Raw genomic sequence first — 15,644 nt, 5'->3', positions numbered from 1 at the left:
CAACGACATCCCATAGTCCATCCCTCCAGCACACCAAAGCACCCGACCATGCACCAGAGATTTCGCGAGCACATCCCAAATGCGGCACGCACCCCATTTCGCGAGCACTTTAGCTGAGTCTCGTCGCGGATTGGCCATAATCCACGCCGGCTCATAGAATGGATAGGCGTCAGGTGGCGCGGAGCGTGCGCAATTGCTCCGGTTGTTCGGGAACTTAGTTCCTGAAGGGCCGGTAGTTAGGGGCTCAAGTTGCGCGGTATCGCCAATACCCCGGTGGCTCAGGCCGCCGTCCGGTACGTCCCTGAACGCTATTCATGGCAGGTAAAACTGCCGACCATTCATTTTTTGGAGGATCGTCATGGCAGCTCACTGCCAAGTGACTGGAGCCGAGCCGGGCTTTGGGCACAGCATTTCGCACTCGCACCGACGCAACAAGCGTCGGTTCGATCCGAACATTCAGAAGAAGCGCTACTGGGTTCCGTCCCTGCGCCGCAACGTCACCCTGACCCTTTCGGTCCGTGGCATCAAGACCATCGACGTGCGCGGTATTGACGCCGTCGTCGCGCAGATCCAGGCACGCGGGGTGAAGCTCTAATGGCGAAAGACAGGGACGTACGTCCGATCATCAAGCTCAAGAGCACCGCGGGTACCGGTTTCACCTACGTCACCCGCAAAAACCGTCGTAACGACCCGGACCGCCTGGTTCTGAAGAAGTACGATCCGAAGATCCGCCAGCACGTCGAATTCCGAGAGGAGCGCTAAAACACATGGCTAAGAAGTCAATGATCGCCAAGAACGAACAGCGTAAAGTTATCGTTGAGCGTTACGCCGCCAAGCGCCTCGAGTTGAAGAAGACTCTGGTCGACGCGAACGCCACCGACGAGGCACGCGAGGCCGCCCGTCTGGGCCTGCAGAAGCTTCCCCGCAACGCTTCTCCGGTTCGCCTGCGTAACCGCGACGCGATCGACGGACGCCCCCGCGGGACGCTGCAGAAGTTCGGCATCTCCCGTGTCCGCTTCCGCGATATGGCACACCGGGGCGAGCTGCCGGGCATCACCAAGTCCAGCTGGTAAGTCGCTGCGGCGGCGAAACGGCTGTTGTGTGAGCTGACTCGCTTCATCGCATCAAATAGGACGGTGGCCCCTGGGCCACCGTCCTATTTGCATGTTGCGCATCTGGGTCGCAGCAGCTGCATTCATTCCGGCTTTTGAGTGCGTGTGCTGCTACGTGGATGAGGAGCGACGACGGCGGCAGCGAGCCGCCGTCGTCGCTCCCGTTGACAGGTACCGGGCGCGGCAAAAGGTTGGCTGAGAGCGAAAAATGCGCGATGACGGCCGGAATATTCCCGGAAATCCTCGAAAAACCGCGAGAAGTAGCCGATTTATGGAGGTGGAACTGGTATGTTCGCTAACAGTGGTTGGCACGCAACCGGCGTGCACGCTCCATCCCTACCAGTCCAGGAGGACATACATGGCTAAGAATCGTAGTGAATTGGTTGCAGAGGTCGCGGCTAAGGCTGACACCAGCCAGACGGCAGTGAACGCAATGCTGGATGCCCTGTTCTCGGTTTTCGAGAGCTCCGTTTCCGCAGGCGAAAAGATCACGATCCCGGGCTGGTTGGCCGTTGAGCGCACCGACCGCGCCGCCCGTACGGGCCGCAACCCGCAGACCGGCGAAGCCATCCAGATCGCAGCCGGCCACAGCGTCAAGCTGACGGCAGGCTCCAAGCTCAAGGCCGCGGTCTCCAAGAAGAAGTAGTCTCCCCAAGACGCGCACGCTGCAGGACCTAAGTACGAAGGGCGGCCGCCGGAAGGTGGCCGCCCTTCGCGCCCTAACGGCTGTTCGCGGCGACCGATTACCCGGGGTTCTAAACTGCGTTCGCGGCGGTGTTCGGGGCGGTGTTCGCGGCGGTGTCGCCGGGCGCCGCCGACGATTCGCGGATCGGCGAGTGCTTGCCGGAGAATAGGTACGTGCCAGCAACCACCACCAGCCGAAAAACTCCTCCCGTCAGCGGGCCAGCAGCAGTGCTGGGGATCCGCGGCCTGTGGCTGCTGGCCGGCGGAGGTGCGGCCCTCCTGGCGCTGGTGATCGCCCTGCTCTTTTCCTCAGCAGCCGCAGCCAGCACGCTGATAGACCCAGGCGCACTGACCCGCTGGGGCCTGCCGATATCCCTGATCTTCCATAACCTCGCCGTTGCCACGGTTATTGGCGCGCTGGTTTTTGCCGTGGTGCTGCTGCCCAAGGACCTCACACCCAGCAGGCATGCGCCCGGGGGGCGCTCTTCCACAGCTTCGAAGACGGGGCAGGGAACAGCGCCGCACGTCATCGGCGGCGCCGCGGCGCCGGCCGAACATCCGGCCTTCACCCGGGCCATGACGCTCGCGGCCGGCGCCGGGGTGCTGTGGACCATCTCCGCGGTCGCGGTCCTGATTTTCACCTATTCCGATATTTCCGGCCTGCCGGTATCCGGGACCGGCGACTACTCCAATCAACTGGTTTATTTCATGACCGACCAGGCCACCGGTCAAGCCTGGCTGTCCATCTGCATTTTCGCCGCCGTCGTCACGACGCTGTGTTTCGGTGTCCGCTCAACCATAGGACTGGGCCTGACGTTGGTGCTGGCCATCCTCGGACTCGTTCCGCAGGCACTGATCGGGCACTCATCCAGCGGTTCGGACCATGAGGGTGCGGTGAATTCGCTCCTGCTGCACATCATTGGCGTCGCCCTGTGGGTGGGCGGCATCATTGCGCTGGCGGCGGTGTCTACGAAGCTAGGCAAGCTGACCGCCCCGGTGCTCAAACGGTTCTCCGCGCTGGCCCTGGTGTGTTTCCTTGTCGTCTTCGCCTCGGGCGTGATTAACGCAGCCATTCGCGTGACCAGCTGGAATTCGCTTTTCACCTCCCCGTACGGCCAGATGATCATGGCCAAGACGGTGGCCACGTTGGTGCTCGGCAGCATCGGCTACATGCACCGGTCCTGGATCATCCCGCGGCTGGACGGCAAACGGACATTCGCCGCGTCCCGCGTTTTGTGGCAGCTGATCCTCGGTGAACTAATCATCATGGGCGCCACCAGCGGGATAGCCGTCGCCCTGAGCCGGTCCGCCCCGCCTCAGCCGACCACTTTCGCACCCGACGCAACACCCGCCGTCATCCTCAGCGGGTACCCGCTACCGCCGGAGCTGACCTTCTCCCGCTGGTTCAGCGAGTGGCGTCTCGACTGGCTCTGGCTGACCTTCGTGCTGGTCAGCACGGGGTTGTATTTCTCCGGCATGCTCAAGCTCCATCGCCGAGGGGACAAGTGGCCGGTGCTGCGGTTGGCCTCCTGGCTGGTCGGCATGGTGTCGCTGGTCTTCATCACCTCCGGTGGTCCGGCCGTGTACGGCATGGTGCTGTTCAGCGCGCATATGGTGGACCATATGGCCCTGATGGTGGTGGCCCCGCTTTTTATGGTGCTGGCCGCACCCGTCTCCCTGGCGTTGAAGGCGCTGTCCCCGCGCGGTGACGGAAGCAGGGGCGCGCGCGAATGGATTTTGGTGATTGTCCACTCCCGGTTCTCGAAGCTGGTAACGCACCCGCTCTTTGCCGCAGCCAATTTTGCCGGCTCCTTGGTGCTTTTCTACTACTCCGGCGCTTTTGAATATGCCATGCGCGACCACATCGGCCACGAGCTGATGATTTTGCACTTCACCTTGACCGGCTATGTCTTCATTCTCACCATGATCGGTGTCGACCCGCTGCCGCGGCGCGCACCGTACCCGCTCAGGCTGCTGCTGCTGCTGGCCACGATGGCTTTCCACGCCTTTTTCGGGGTGACCCTGATGAGCTCCACGGCGCTGCTGGCCGGGGACTACTTCGGGAACATGGGCCGGTCCTGGGGCGCTTCTGCCATCGCGGACCAGCAGGCAGCCGGTGCCATCGCCTGGGGTATTGGCGAGGTCCCCACCCTGCTCATTGCCCTTGGGGTGGCTTTGATGTGGTCCCGTTCGGATGAACGCGAGACCAAGCGCACGGACCGCGCCGCGGACCGGAATAACGATGCCGACCTGAGTGCTTACAACGATATGTTTGCCGGCCTGGCTCGACGGGACGGCACAGTGCACAACGCCAAGCAAGGAGAACACAGCTAGTGGACGCAGCAGCAGGGACCGCAACCCACCTGAAGATCAGGGCCTCCGAGCTTCAGGGACGGAGCTGGCTTAACACCGGCGGTAAAACACTGGGGTTGGAACAGCTGCGCGGCAAAATCGTGCTGCTGGATTTCTGGACGTTCTGCTGTATTAACTGCCTGCACGTCATCGACGAGCTGCGGCCTCTGGAGCAGGAATACTCCGATTTGCTGGTGACAGTCGGCGTGCACTCGCCCAAATTTGAACATGAGGCGGACCCGGTGGCTCTTGCCGCCGCCGTCGAACGTTACGAGATCCGGCACCCTATTTTGGACGATCCGCAGCTGCTCACCTGGCAGGCCTACGCGGCACGCGCCTGGCCCACCCTTGTGGTCATCGATCCGGAGGGCTATATTGTGGCGCACCTTTCCGGTGAGGGGCACGCGGCGGGTCTGGCCACGCTGATTCCGGAGCTGATCGCCGAACACGAAGCCAAGGGCACCTTGCACCGCGGCAACGGACCGTATGTGGCACCGGCGCCGACGGCGGGCGCCCTGCGCTTTCCGGGCAAGGTGCTGCCGCTGCCGGAGGGCCGTTTCCTGGTTTCCGATACCGGACATCATCGGCTGACCGAGCTCGGAGCGGATCTGCAGACGGTGCTGCGGACCATCGGTTCCGGGGATAAAGGGCACGCCGACGGGGCGGCCGGAAGCGCGCAGTTCAATGAACCGCAGGGCCTGACGCTGTTGCCGGCGGACGTCGCCGAGCAGGTAGGCTACGACGTCGTCGTCGCCGATTCCGTCAACCACCGCTTGCGCGGAGTCCGGCTCAGCGACGGATCCGTCCGGACGCTTGCCGGCAGCGGCGTGCAGCGGCTTCTGGAGGCGGGACCGGCACGGGTTGACGACGACGGCGCCGCACTTTCGGGCGGCGATCTGGGCATGCATCCCCTTGCGGTAGCACTGTCTTCGCCCTGGGATGTCGTTTGGTCGGCGGCCCTTCGTCAGGTGGTGGTGGCGATGGCAGGGGTGCACCAGATTTTCGGATTTGACCCAATCACCGGCCGGATAAACATCGTGGCCGGGAATGGGCTTGAAGGTCTGCTGGACGGACCGGCGGACCAAGCATGGTTTGCCCAGCCTTCCGGCCTGGCCGAGGGGCCCGATGGAAGCATCTGGGTGGCCGATTCGGAAACCTCCGCCCTGCGCGTACTCCGGGTCACGCCGCCCCCCTCCCAACCAGGTAGCAGCAATGGCACCCATTCGGCATCTTCCGTGCCGCAAGTGCGACCTAGTTGGGGAATCGTCGGTGGTGCGGGTGTCACGGTGGAAACGGCGGTTGGCACGGGGCTTTTCGATTTCGGCTTCCGTGACGGACCGGCGGAACAGGGCCGACTGCAGCATCCGCTGGGTGTGACGGTGCTGCCGGATGGTTCGGTGGCCATTGCGGATACGTACAATGGCGCAGTGCGACGCTTTGATCCGGCCACCCGGACGTTGAGCACGCTGGCCCGGGGCCTTGCGGAGCCCTCTGATGTGTTGTTGGACAGCAGCGGGGATACCGCGTTGCTGATCGTGGTGGAAGCTAACCGGCACCAGCTGGTGCGCTTGCCGGTTCCCAAGGAAGCGCAGCAGATCGATGAAGGTGCGGCACAGACACAGCGTCCTAAAACCCCTGTTGCGCCCGGTGAGCTTGCCCTAACGGTGCGTTTCTCGGCTCCGACGGGGCAAAAGCTGGATGACCGCTGGGGGGACCCAACCCAGCTGAAGGTCTCCGCCACACCGCCGGAGCTGCTGGCGTCCGGCGGGGGAACATCAATTGGTCTGTCCCGCAGCCTGACCTTGGCGGCCGGAATTTCTGCCGGAATTCTGCACATTACTGCCCGCGCAGCTGCCTGCGACGGGCCGGAATCAGCCGACGGCGAGATCCCCGAGCATGCGGCGTGCCACTTGTACCAGCAGGACTGGGGCATCCCCGTGCTGCTGGACGCTGCCGGTGCCACCGAACTGACGCTGGATCTGCGCGGCATGGATTAGGATCAGCACCCCTGCACAAGCCCGCTGAGGGCCGCCTCCGCGCACAGATCCGGCAACGCCGAGCCCCGGCCGTTCTCCGGCTGGCAGGGTGATGAATATGGATATTGAGCAGGTGTTGCGGGGCCTGGGCGGGGCGGCCCAAACGGATACCGTTCTGCATCTCGGCGTGAGCGCGGCCCAGCTTGCCCGTGCTCTCAGGGGCAGGCAGGTGTGGCAGCCGGGACCGGATGTCCTCGCGGTCCACGGGGCTCCGCCGGCATTTGTGCAGGCTGTCTGCCGTGGCGGCGTTCTGACCTGCGTCTCCGCGGCCGGCCATTTCGGGCTGTGGCAGGTCCGCGAACCCCGGCAGTTGCATCTGGCTCTCCCGCCCCGGCATCCTATTCTTCATTCACGGCTGACCCGACCGGCAGACGGGCCTCCGGTCGCGGCGCTGGCGGACGTGCTGATTCATGGGTTGTTGTGCCTGCCGGTGCCGGAGTCAGTGGTCCTGGTGGAATCGGCAGTCAACCGGGGGTTGGCCAGCACTGATCTGCTGCGCCGGACCCTGTTGGCCGGAACGGGAGGTGGGACCGCGAGCGTGGGCTGCGCCTTGGCGGCGCTGGACCTGATCCAACCAGGATCGAGTTCGGTGCTGCAGATCCTGGCCAGGGTAGTGTTCCGCCGGTTCGGGTTCGACGTTGCCACCCAGGTCTGGATCACCGGATTTGGAGTTGTGGACTTTTTGCTCGAGGGATGTCTGATTGTGGAGCTCTGCGGCCCGGAAGTGGATCTGCACAAGTCCCGGTTCAGTTCGGTCTCCGGCCAGGAGCTGGCGGCAACTGCCGCGGGCTATCAGTTGTTGCGGGTACCGTACACGGAGGCTATGAACCGCCCGCAGCTAATGTCCGGGCGGCTGCGACGGGCACTGAGGGAGGGGAGGGCGCTGGCCGGATGAGGTCAGTAATTGACCACGGGTACCACCGCGACATTAGATCCTGAGGTCTCCAGCTTGGCCGTAAAACCGAAGTTCTGCGCCAGCTTGACCTGGCTTACTTCACCGGTATAAAGCTGCTGTTCCTGATAACTGACCTGCGCCTTGACCGTCAGCGGTGCTATCACCCATTCCCCGCCATAGGCCGAAATGCTCACTTTCGGGTAGCTCTCAATGTGCCACATGACCGGGCTGACAATGCGGTTGTCCGAGTGGTTGCTCAACGGGCAATCCGCCGGAAGCAGTACCTGTTGTTTGGCGCAGCCGTCGAGATAGTGCTGCAGCTGGTTATTGACAGCGGTCAGCAGCTTCGCCGACGGTGCCGTGACAAGGTCGACGGCGGGGGGCCGGACCGCGAGGGAGGTGACCGTCGTCGAGACAGCCGGCGCCTGGAAAAGGTCGTTCGCGAAGGCTGCCTTGTATTGACCCGGGTACAGCACGGCGAAGCTATTGCGGCCGGCGGGCATCTTGACAATGACGCCGTTGAGCGAGGCGGTGGTTTCGTTGACCACGGAGATATCAAGGGTGGGCAACGGCGCCGGGACAAAGGACCAGGTGGTGAAAAACAGCCACTGTTTGCCGGTAGGCTCCAACTGGAAATCGGTATTTTTTTTTGCGCCATCGACGCTGTAACTGGCTGTGACCGTGACCTTACCGCCGGCGTCAGGGTGCGGATCGCCCACCTGCAGATCCGACAGATGGGCGGCGGCAGTGCTGAGGCCTTCGCCGTCTAGAACGGCGGGGTTCGCCGTGGGTGTGGTTGGTTTGAGCAGTCCGAGGGCCTGGGCACCGTTGCCGTCGTGCAGCGCCTGGAAATACTCCCGCACCGGTTGCTGCGGGCCGAAATGGTTCGCATTTACAACGGCGATGGTGATGGCGGCGGCGGTTACGGCCAGCATCAGTCCTAACAACCAGCCGGCCGCGATCCTAATGAGTCGGGTGCCGTTTTTCACCCTGTCTACGATACCGGGTGCAACGACTCGGCCCCGCCGTCGGTCAGGACTGACCCTAGGCCCTGCTCGCGCCAGAGCCGTGCAGCTCAACACTGCAGAACTCCCAGCATACCTAGCGGGAGATGATATGAGGCAGGAAAGCCCTATGAGAGAGCACCGGTCCCGCCTAAGCTGAACACACGAGAAGTCGCGCAGGGTGAATCGAAGGATCCAATATGTTGACCATTGCTGTTACAGGAGCCCATGGTAAGGCCGGCCGGGCGGCCGTAGCCGAGCTGCTCGCCCACGGCTACCAGGTCCAGGCCAGCGACCTCGCCGGGCCGGTGGGGCGCAATTCGGATTTGGGCTGCCCGACGATGCGGGTGGACCTGACCGATTACGGCCAGGCGCTCCAGGCCCTGAGCGGGGTCGACGCCGTCGTCCATTTGGCCAACATACCGGAACCGGGCATGTACCCGCCGGCGGAAACCATCAACCGCAACACCGCCGCAAACCACAACGTCTTTTTGGCGGCGGCGGCGCTGAAACTCCAGCGGGTGGTGTGGGCGTCATCGGAAACGACGCTTGGACTGCCATTCGGCGGCAGTGACAAGGCCGGTGAGAGAGATGGAGAGCTGCACTACGCTCCCGTTGACGAGGATCATTTTCCCTATCCCAGCAGCACGTACGCGCTCTCCAAGGTCCTCGGAGAGCAGGCTGCGGCACACGTCTCCGGCTGGTCCGGGGTCCCTTTTGTGGGATTGCGCATCACGAATATATTCACTGACGACGAGTATCAGCGAGTACCGGGCTACTGGCCCGATGCCCGGCTGCGGCGCTGGAATCTATGGGGATACGTTGATGCGCGCGATGTTGCCGCTGCGTGCCGGAACGCGCTGGAAGCGGAAACGACCGGTTCCCTTAACGTCATCATCGCCGCCGCGGACACGATCATGGACCGGCCTTCGGCGGATCTGCTGGATGAGGTCTTTCCCGGACTCGAGCGGCGGGCGGACATCAGCGGACACGAAACGCTGCTGAGTATCGCAGGCGCACGGAAACTCATTGGCTACCGGCCGACACATTCCTGGCGGGACGTGATTTCCGCGGACAAGGCAGCACAATGAGCTCTTGATCGCGTCTTTGACCGCAGGTAGCGTGGACGGCGGATTGCAGCGACCCTGTAGGTGAGGACCGGGTGCCCCGGCTTTAGATGGGAAAAGTGATGATAACGGTTCAAGAGTCAATTGATATAGCGGTTCCGGTTACCGCGGCGTACAACCAATGGACGCAATTCGAATCGTTCCCAGAATTCATGCACGGCGTGGAATCGGTCACGCAGACCTCGAAGACCACCAACCATTGGGTGACCAGAATCGGCGGGAAGCAACATGAATTCGACGCGGTGATCACGGAGCAGCACGCCGATGAGCGGGTGGCGTGGAAGAGCGTGGACGGAAAATCCCATGCCGGCGTGGTGACATTCCACCGTCTGGACCACGAATCCTGCCGGGTGACGGTGCAGTTGGACTGGGACCCGGAGACCTTTATGGAGAAGGTGGGCTCCGCCCTTGGCCTGGATGACCGGCAGGTGAAGTCCGATCTGCGGCGTTTCAAGGATTTCATTGAGGGACGCGGTTCAGAGACCGGCAGTTGGCGCGGGGACGTTGCGGCGCCCGGTGCGATGGCTGGTGGCCTGGATAGCCCGGCCGCCGGAACTCAGGGCTCCGGGGCTGCCGAGTCGCCGTTGAGCGCGCCCGGTTCAGCCTCTTCCAGCATGCAGAACTCCGCGGATCAGGATTTAAACAAGCAGAATCCGGCGGTGGAGGACCCCGATTCCGGGGAAGCAAGGTCTGCCGGCTAGCCGAACAGGTCCCTGCTAGCTGGCGGCCAAGGGCGGCCGGAGCAGGCCTGGAGTTACGGACTCGGCCGGATCGGTGCCGAGGAACACTATTGCATTGTCCGTGTCGACGTGCACCACTGCCGGAACGTAGTCGCGGGCCTCGGCGGTGGACATCTGCGCGTAGGTGATCAGAATAACCAAATCACCCACCTGCACAAGGTGCGCCGCGGGCCCATTGATGCCCACAACGCCGGAGCCACGTTCGCCGGGAATCGTGTAAGTTTCCAGCCGGGCCCCGTTTGTGACGTCGACAATGGACACCATTTCGCCAGGCAGAATATTCGCAGCGTCCAGTAGGTCTTCATCGACAGTGACGGAGCCGACGTAGTGCAGATCCGCATGGGTAACCGTCGCGCGGTGGATTTTGGACTTAAACATGGTTCTGTTCATAACGTTTCTATTCTACCGCCGGCTCCGTTCATGACCCATTTACTGCGGCCTGGCATGCGGGGTGAGCTTACGGCCCATAATGGCTTGCGTCAGCGCATCCACGACTTTCGTGTTGGCCAGCGGGTTGCGGATCAAGGTGAAGTCGACATCGCCCACCGGCGGCAGCGCAAAACGCGTGGTGATAATTTTCAAATCCTCCGGTACCAGGGAGGCAGGCATGACGGCGACGCCGATCCCGGCCCGCAGCGCGGCAAGCACTCCGCTGATCTGTTTGGTGCTACAGGTAATGCGCCACGTGCGGCCCGCAGTCTCCAGCGCGTCAATTGCCAGCCGGCGGCTCAGGCTCGGAGCCGGGTAGGCGATGAGCGGCACCGGGGAGCGTGGCTCCAGCACGGTTTGTTCGAGTCCGACCCAAGCAAACGAATCCTGCTTGACCACCGCACCTTCCTGCGAGCCGGATACGCCTGAGACCCATTTGACGAAGACCAGATCCAATTGTCCGGCCTTGAGCCGGCGGTGCAGTTGGTCACTTTGACTGACGGTGAGCTCGAGGTTAATCTGCGGGTACAGTTGGCGGAATTCACGCAAAATCCTAGGCAACCCGGTGATTGCAAGGTCGTCTGCCGTTCCGAACCGCAACCGTCCGCGCATGGCAGCCCCGGAAAAATAGCGTGCCGCGTCCTCGTTCGCGGCCAAAATGGCACGGGCAAAGCCGGCCATGGCGTCGCCGTTGTCCGTTAAACTCACTTCCCTGGTATCCCTGGCCACCAATTGCCACCCTGCCTCGGTCTCCAGTTTCCGCACATGCTGGCTCACCGTCGGCTGGCTCACATGCAGCCTCAGGGCAGCGCGCGTAAAACTTCCGGTATCCGCGACGGCCAAGAAACTGCGCAACTGAACCGGATCGAACAGCACGTGTGGCTCCTCTCATTGCAATCTGTAATAGGACTTATAGGCATCATACCCTTTTGGAATATACGGCCCCTCGCTAGGCTGGACAGTATCCCCGCAGAAAAAACGACCCCCAGGATTCCAGTGACATCCCCCTCAGCACCAGTCGGCGTTTCCACCCTGACCGCCCCGATTAATCTGAATGCGTCCCGTCCACCGTGGCGCCAGACCTTCTCCTCGCTGAAGGTGCGCAACTTCCGGATCTTCGCCACCGCCCACATGGTCGCTGTGATCGCGCTGTGGATGCAGCGCATCGCGCAGGACTGGCTGGTGCTCCAGCTCTCCGGCAGTGTGACCGCCGTCGGCATCACCGTGGCGATGCAATTTGCCCCGTCCCTGCTGCTGATGCCATTGGGAGGTATGATCGCGGACCGCTACTCAAAGCGGATGATCCTGATGATCAGCCAAGGTGCCGCGGGCGCTTTGGCCCTAGCCATGGCTGTATTGGCACTGACCGGCAGCATCCAGGTCTGGCACATCTACGGCATTGCGTTCGTGCTGGGACTGGTCACGGTGGTGGACCAGCCGGCGCGCCAGGTCTTTGTCAATGAACTCGTCGGCCCGGCCCAGCTGCGCAACGCCATCAGCGTCAACTCCTCGCTGTACCAGATAGGCGCCATGATTGGCCCGGCCATCAGCGGTGTCCTGATCAGCGCTGTAGGCGGGGGCTGGGCTTTCGCGGTGAACGCCGCGGCATGCGGGTTTACCGTCGTGATGCTTTCCTGCCTGCGCCCCGCGGACCTGCTCAAGTCAACGCCGGCGCCGAGGTCAAAAGGCCAGCTGCGGGAGGGACTGAACTATGCCCTGGCCAAGCCCACCATCTTCTGGCCTACGCTAATGGCCGGTTTCATTGCGGTCTTCGCGATGAGCCTGCCGGTGTTAATGGCCGCCTATGCCACCAATGTCTTTGACTCAGGCGCCGGCGGATACGGCCTGCTCAATACGCTCGTAGCGGTCGGTGCGCTCGCCGGAGCAGTTGCCTCCACCCGGCGGCCCGTGCTGCGGCTGCGGACCGTCGTAGGGGCAGCCGGAGCATATGGCGTGCTGCTGGTGGCTGCCGCCGCCGCTCCCGGCATGTGGATCTTCTGCGCCGTCATGGTCTTCGCGGGGTTCGCCTCGCTGACCTTTTTGACCAGCTCCAATCAGCTCGTGCAGATTTCCACGAACGTGCGGATCCGCGGTCGTGTGCTGAGCCTGTACATCATGGTGCTGATGGGTGGCCAGGCCATTGGCGGCCCGCTGATCGGTTTCTTGGCTGAAAACCTCGGACCGCAGTGGGCCACCGTGATAGCCGGAATCGTTCCGGCCGCGGCGGCTGCCGTGATCGCCGTCGTCCTGGCCCGGCGCGGCCAGCTGACACTGAAGGTCAGCAGGACTAGCAGGCGGCGCCCGCTGCTGATCGTCAGGCGTCAGGAGACGGCTGCATCAGCCTGAGTCAGGTGCGGATACCCGGGAGAGCGGTGCTGGAACCTGAGCGCATTCTCATTGAGGATGTGACCGTCCTGGATTTCAACGGCGCGGCGAATGGTCTCATTCGCCGTCCAGGCCTCGGGGCCGGCCAAAACGGTCTCCAGGAACGGCAGCAGGGCCTCGCTGATTTCCCACGTCGAGGAATTCCACAGGTATGACGGGCTGTGGTCCACGGCGTAGTAGCCGATGTGGTCGCCCACCTCGAACATCGGTTCGGTGAACGTCGTCGACCGCGCCCAGCTAAAGCCCATACCCTCGTCACAGGAGACATCGATAATCAGGCTGCCGGGACGGAAACTGTGCAGATCCTCGGTCCGCAGGTAAATCAGCGGCGCATTCGGGTCCTGCAGCGTGCAGTTGACTACGATGTCGCTGGCGGCGAGGAATGGTGCCAGCGGCACCCTGCCCTCGTCGGTCAGGACGTGGCTGAAGTCGGCTTCGTCCTGGTCGAACTGCACCATGTGGGCCGAATGGATTGGCGACCCAACGGCGGCCACCTCCCGGCTGGTCAACACCTGGACGTCGTGTATTCCGTGTGCGTTCAAAGCGGTGATGGCACCGCGTGCAGTGGCCCCGAAGCCGATGACAACAGCGCTTAGTCTGCGGCCATAGTCACCGGTAGAACCGGTCAGTGCCAGCGCGTGAAGCACCGAACAGTACCCGGCTAGCTCGTTGTTCTTGTGGAAAACATGCAGGCTAAAGCGGCCGTCACTGGCCCAGTGGTTCATCGCTTCGAAGGCGATCAGGGTCAGCCGCTTGTCTATCGCCAGCTGGGTGATGGCATGGTCCTGGACTACGTGCGGCCAGCCCCAGAGAATCTGGCCGTCGCGCAGTTCGGCCAGATCCGCCGGCTGCGGCTTGGGCAGTAGAATCACATCCGAGGCGGCGATCAACTCCTCCCGGGACGCGATGCGGCCGACCAACGGCTCAAGCTGCGCGTCGGAGAGCCCAAATGGTTCGCCGTAGCCATGCTCCAATATGATGTTCCGTGCAGTTCCGGCGAGGATGCGCTCCAGGTGCAGCGGATGGATCGGCAGGCGGCGTTCATCGGGTTTGCGTGATGTCGCCAAAACACCCAGGATCATTCCCGTCACTGGCTGCGTCACTTCTTTTTCGTAGCCGCGGCTTTATCCACCGAGGTGGTTGTCGCTGCGCCGGCCCGCTTCTGGGCCCGCTTTTCCTTAATGGACATGGCGGGATTCTTTCCTGCGGATTTTCCTGCGGTCTTCTCGGCCATGATCACTCCTAAGGGGGAACCGGGATGGCTCCGTGTGACTGACCATACACGCTAAGTCGGTGGACTCCGCGCACAAGGGTCGTGGCGGCGCCGGAAAGGCTCAGCAGAACAGGGCGAACCTGGCCGGCAGTGGAGCGGGCGACGGGAATCGGACCCGCGTATCAAGCTTGGGAAGCTAGCGCTCTACCATTGAGCTACGCCCGCAGCGGAGGCGGAAGCCTCCAACAGCAAAGACCACACTACCTCATTCCGCGGCACGCTTTGCGCACAGCGATTCGCCGAAGAAAACGGAATCGGCCAAAGGATGGGCTAGAGGGGTGCTGTGGTGTCAGCGGCAGGGCACGACATCATTGACGGCCAGACGCTTGGGGAGGACGACGGCGGCAGCCGGCGCGCCGCCGTCGTCCCCGTCAGAGTTCCGGGCCGGCGGTCCGTGGGGAATCCTGCGTTGACTCTACGGCAGAGCGTGGGGCGCTTGCCTGGACGGATCCGCGCTGGAACCGGATGACCAGCGGCTCCACATACCGTGCGGCGATCGGGCCGAAGACGGCCATGATCAGCACGTACGTCGTGGCCAGCGCGGCCAATTCGCTGGGCACGCTGCCGGCGGCTACCGCCAGGCCGGCGATGACGATGGAGAACTCGCCGCGGGCAATCAGTGCGGCACCGGCGCGCGCCCGGCCCAGGTGGCCGATACCCTGCCGGCTGGCGGCCCACCAACCGGTGCCGATCTTCGTTACCGATGTTACGAGGGCCAGCAGCAGGGCAAAACCGAGCACCGGTGGTATGGATGCGGGGTCCGTATTCAGCCCGAAAACCACGAAGAACATGGCGGCGAACAGGTCCCGTAAGGGTTCCAGCACACGCGTAGCGTTGTTCGCGGTGGCGCCGGAAATGGCGATGCCGAGCAGGAACGCGCCGACCGCCGCGGAGACCTGCATGGCGGAGGCTAACCCGGCGATCAGCAGGGCGGCTCCGAGCAGCTTAAGCAGGAAGGTCTCCCGGTCGGGGCTGTCGATGATCGCTGAAACAGCATGGCCAAATTTCAATGCCAGCACCAGCACCACCGTCACCACGGCCAGGGCGACGCCAACCGCGGTCAGGCCGCCAGCGATGGAAACGCCGGAGAGCACGGCGGTCAGGACCGGAAGGTAGGCCGCCATGGCAAGGTCTTCGATCACCAGAATGGACAAAATCACTGGGGTTTCACGGTTGCCGAGCCGGCCGAGGTCGCCAAGGACCTTGGCGATTATTCCCGAGGAGGAGATATAGGTCACGCCGGCCATCACCAGTGCACCCACTGGACCCCACCCCAACAGCAGGGCCACTGCGGCGCCGGGGGCCATGTTGAGCACCAGGTCCACCACGCCGGCCAGCCAGGATTGCTTGAGCCCGGTCACCAGCTCGTTGGCTGTGTATTCCAGTCCCAGCATCAAGAGCAGGAGGACCACGCCGATTTCGCTTGCGATGTGGCCAAAGTCTTCAATGCTGCCGAAATCGACCAGACCGCCGTGTCCGAATGCCAGTCCGCCGAGCAGGTACAAGGGGACGGGGGACATGCCGATCAGCCCGGCAAGTCTGCCCAGGACGCCGAGTCCGAAAAAGACGATGCCGAGCTGGATGAGCGTGAGGGTGGTGTGATTCAC

The 15,644-nt window shown here is 63.2% G+C and carries 16 protein-coding genes and 1 tRNA gene; 10 read left to right on the top strand and 7 right to left on the bottom strand.

From position 1 onward, the window contains the following. The first annotated feature begins 358 nt into the window (after nt 1–358). The 7 genes from rpmB (at nt 359) to OS914_RS16845 (ending at nt 7,079) form a co-directional block, all read left to right on the top strand. Nucleotides 359–595, top strand: coding sequence for a 50S ribosomal protein L28 (gene rpmB, locus OS914_RS16875; protein ID WP_196397815.1), 237 nt, complete (start codon nt 359–361; stop codon nt 593–595). Further along, nucleotides 595–762, top strand: coding sequence for a 50S ribosomal protein L33 (gene rpmG / locus OS914_RS16870; protein ID WP_196397816.1), 168 nt, complete (start codon nt 595–597; stop codon nt 760–762). Before rpmB ends, rpmG begins: the two co-directional genes overlap by 1 nt. 5 nt (nt 763–767) lie before the next feature. Beyond that, a complete protein-coding gene (gene rpsN, locus OS914_RS16865) occupies nt 768–1,073 on the top strand; it encodes a 30S ribosomal protein S14 (protein ID WP_196397817.1) in 306 nt (101 codons plus the stop codon). Nucleotides 1,074–1,470: 397 nt separating this feature from the next. Further along, nucleotides 1,471–1,758, top strand: a complete 288-nt coding sequence (locus OS914_RS16860; protein WP_267547216.1) for an HU family DNA-binding protein — start codon at nt 1,471–1,473, stop codon at nt 1,756–1,758. Between the two features lie 212 nt (nt 1,759–1,970). Next, nucleotides 1,971–4,130 carry a bifunctional copper resistance protein CopD/cytochrome c oxidase assembly protein gene (locus OS914_RS16855; RefSeq protein ID WP_267547215.1) on the top strand — a complete coding sequence of 720 codons (2,160 nt, stop codon included), beginning with the start codon at nt 1,971–1,973 and terminating at the stop codon, nt 4,128–4,130. Then, nucleotides 4,130–6,145, top strand: coding sequence for an NHL domain-containing thioredoxin family protein (locus OS914_RS16850; protein ID WP_267547214.1), 2,016 nt, complete (start codon nt 4,130–4,132; stop codon nt 6,143–6,145). Before OS914_RS16855 ends, OS914_RS16850 begins: the two co-directional genes overlap by 1 nt. Nucleotides 6,146–6,242: 97 nt before the next feature. Then, complete coding sequence (locus tag OS914_RS16845) at nt 6,243–7,079, top strand: hypothetical protein (RefSeq protein WP_267547213.1); 837 nt, start codon at nt 6,243–6,245, stop codon at nt 7,077–7,079. A gap of 2 nt (nt 7,080–7,081) precedes the next feature. Here OS914_RS16845 and OS914_RS16840 read toward each other — a convergent pair whose 3' ends face one another. Further along, nucleotides 7,082–8,068 carry a hypothetical protein gene (locus OS914_RS16840; RefSeq protein WP_267547212.1) on the bottom strand — a complete coding sequence of 329 codons (987 nt, stop codon included), beginning with the start codon at nt 8,066–8,068 and terminating at the stop codon, nt 7,082–7,084. 215 nt (nt 8,069–8,283) lie between these two features. On the opposite strand from OS914_RS16840, the gene OS914_RS16835 reads away from it, so the two are divergent. After that, on the top strand, nt 8,284–9,174 hold the full coding sequence (locus tag OS914_RS16835; protein ID WP_267547211.1) for an NAD-dependent epimerase/dehydratase family protein: 891 nt from the start codon (nt 8,284–8,286) through the stop codon (nt 9,172–9,174). 98 nt (nt 9,175–9,272) lie between these two features. After that, nucleotides 9,273–9,911, top strand: a complete 639-nt coding sequence (locus tag OS914_RS16830; RefSeq protein WP_324290677.1) for an SRPBCC family protein — start codon at nt 9,273–9,275, stop codon at nt 9,909–9,911. Nucleotides 9,912–9,926: 15 nt separating this feature from the next. Here OS914_RS16830 and panD read toward each other — a convergent pair whose 3' ends face one another. Then, complete coding sequence (panD, locus tag OS914_RS16825; protein ID WP_267547210.1) at nt 9,927–10,340, bottom strand: aspartate 1-decarboxylase; 414 nt, start codon at nt 10,338–10,340, stop codon at nt 9,927–9,929. A gap of 39 nt (nt 10,341–10,379) precedes the next feature. Next, nucleotides 10,380–11,252 (bottom strand): LysR substrate-binding domain-containing protein, encoded by an 873-nt coding sequence (locus OS914_RS16820; RefSeq protein WP_267547219.1) that lies wholly within the window; start codon nt 11,250–11,252, stop codon nt 10,380–10,382. Between the two features lie 123 nt (nt 11,253–11,375). Between OS914_RS16820 and OS914_RS16815 the strand changes: the two genes are divergently transcribed. Then, nucleotides 11,376–12,725: an MFS transporter gene (locus OS914_RS16815; protein WP_267547209.1), complete on the top strand. Its 1,350-nt coding sequence runs from the start codon at nt 11,376–11,378 to the stop codon at nt 12,723–12,725. Here the strand turns inward: OS914_RS16815 and OS914_RS16810 are convergent. The 4 genes from OS914_RS16810 to OS914_RS16795 all read right to left on the bottom strand — a co-directional run bounded on the left by OS914_RS16810 (nt 12,701) and on the right by OS914_RS16795 (nt 15,644). After that, nucleotides 12,701–13,846, bottom strand: a complete 1,146-nt coding sequence (locus tag OS914_RS16810; RefSeq protein ID WP_267547218.1) for a N(5)-(carboxyethyl)ornithine synthase — start codon at nt 13,844–13,846, stop codon at nt 12,701–12,703. The two genes, OS914_RS16815 and OS914_RS16810, sit on opposite strands and share 25 nt — an antisense overlap. A gap of 17 nt (nt 13,847–13,863) precedes the next feature. Beyond that, a complete protein-coding gene (locus OS914_RS16805) occupies nt 13,864–13,998 on the bottom strand; it encodes a hypothetical protein (RefSeq protein WP_267547208.1) in 135 nt (44 codons plus the stop codon). Between the two features lie 130 nt (nt 13,999–14,128). Then, nucleotides 14,129–14,202 (bottom strand) — tRNA-Gly (locus tag OS914_RS16800). A gap of 206 nt (nt 14,203–14,408) precedes the next feature. Then, on the bottom strand, nt 14,409–15,644 hold the full coding sequence (locus OS914_RS16795) for a cation:proton antiporter (protein WP_267547207.1): 1,236 nt from the start codon (nt 15,642–15,644) through the stop codon (nt 14,409–14,411).

Origin of the sequence: Arthrobacter endolithicus, from assembly GCF_026627425.1 — a bacterium.
In the GTDB taxonomy this organism is placed as follows: Bacteria; Actinomycetota; Actinomycetes; order Actinomycetales; family Micrococcaceae; genus Arthrobacter_M.
This window is presented reverse-complemented; position numbering and strand designations above follow the sequence as displayed.

What these genes read in the sequence shown, in the direction of transcription:
- rpmB (WP_196397815.1), top strand. Translation starts at nt 359, where the DNA reads ATGGCAGCTCACTGCCAAGTGACTGGAGCCGAGCCGGGCTTTGGGCAC.
- rpmG (WP_196397816.1), top strand. Translation starts at nt 595, where the DNA reads ATGGCGAAAGACAGGGACGTACGTCCGATCATCAAGCTCAAGAGCACC.
- rpsN (WP_196397817.1), top strand. Translation starts at nt 768, where the DNA reads ATGGCTAAGAAGTCAATGATCGCCAAGAACGAACAGCGTAAAGTTATC.
- OS914_RS16860 (WP_267547216.1), top strand. Translation starts at nt 1,471, where the DNA reads ATGGCTAAGAATCGTAGTGAATTGGTTGCAGAGGTCGCGGCTAAGGCT.
- OS914_RS16845 (WP_267547213.1), top strand. Translation starts at nt 6,243, where the DNA reads ATGGATATTGAGCAGGTGTTGCGGGGCCTGGGCGGGGCGGCCCAAACG.
- OS914_RS16835 (WP_267547211.1), top strand. Translation starts at nt 8,284, where the DNA reads ATGTTGACCATTGCTGTTACAGGAGCCCATGGTAAGGCCGGCCGGGCG.
- OS914_RS16830 (WP_324290677.1), top strand. Translation starts at nt 9,273, where the DNA reads ATGATAACGGTTCAAGAGTCAATTGATATAGCGGTTCCGGTTACCGCG.
- panD (WP_267547210.1), bottom strand. Translation starts at nt 10,340, where the DNA reads ATGAACAGAACCATGTTTAAGTCCAAAATCCACCGCGCGACGGTTACC.
- OS914_RS16810 (WP_267547218.1), bottom strand. Translation starts at nt 13,846, where the DNA reads ATGATCCTGGGTGTTTTGGCGACATCACGCAAACCCGATGAACGCCGC.
- OS914_RS16805 (WP_267547208.1), bottom strand. Translation starts at nt 13,998, where the DNA reads ATGGCCGAGAAGACCGCAGGAAAATCCGCAGGAAAGAATCCCGCCATG.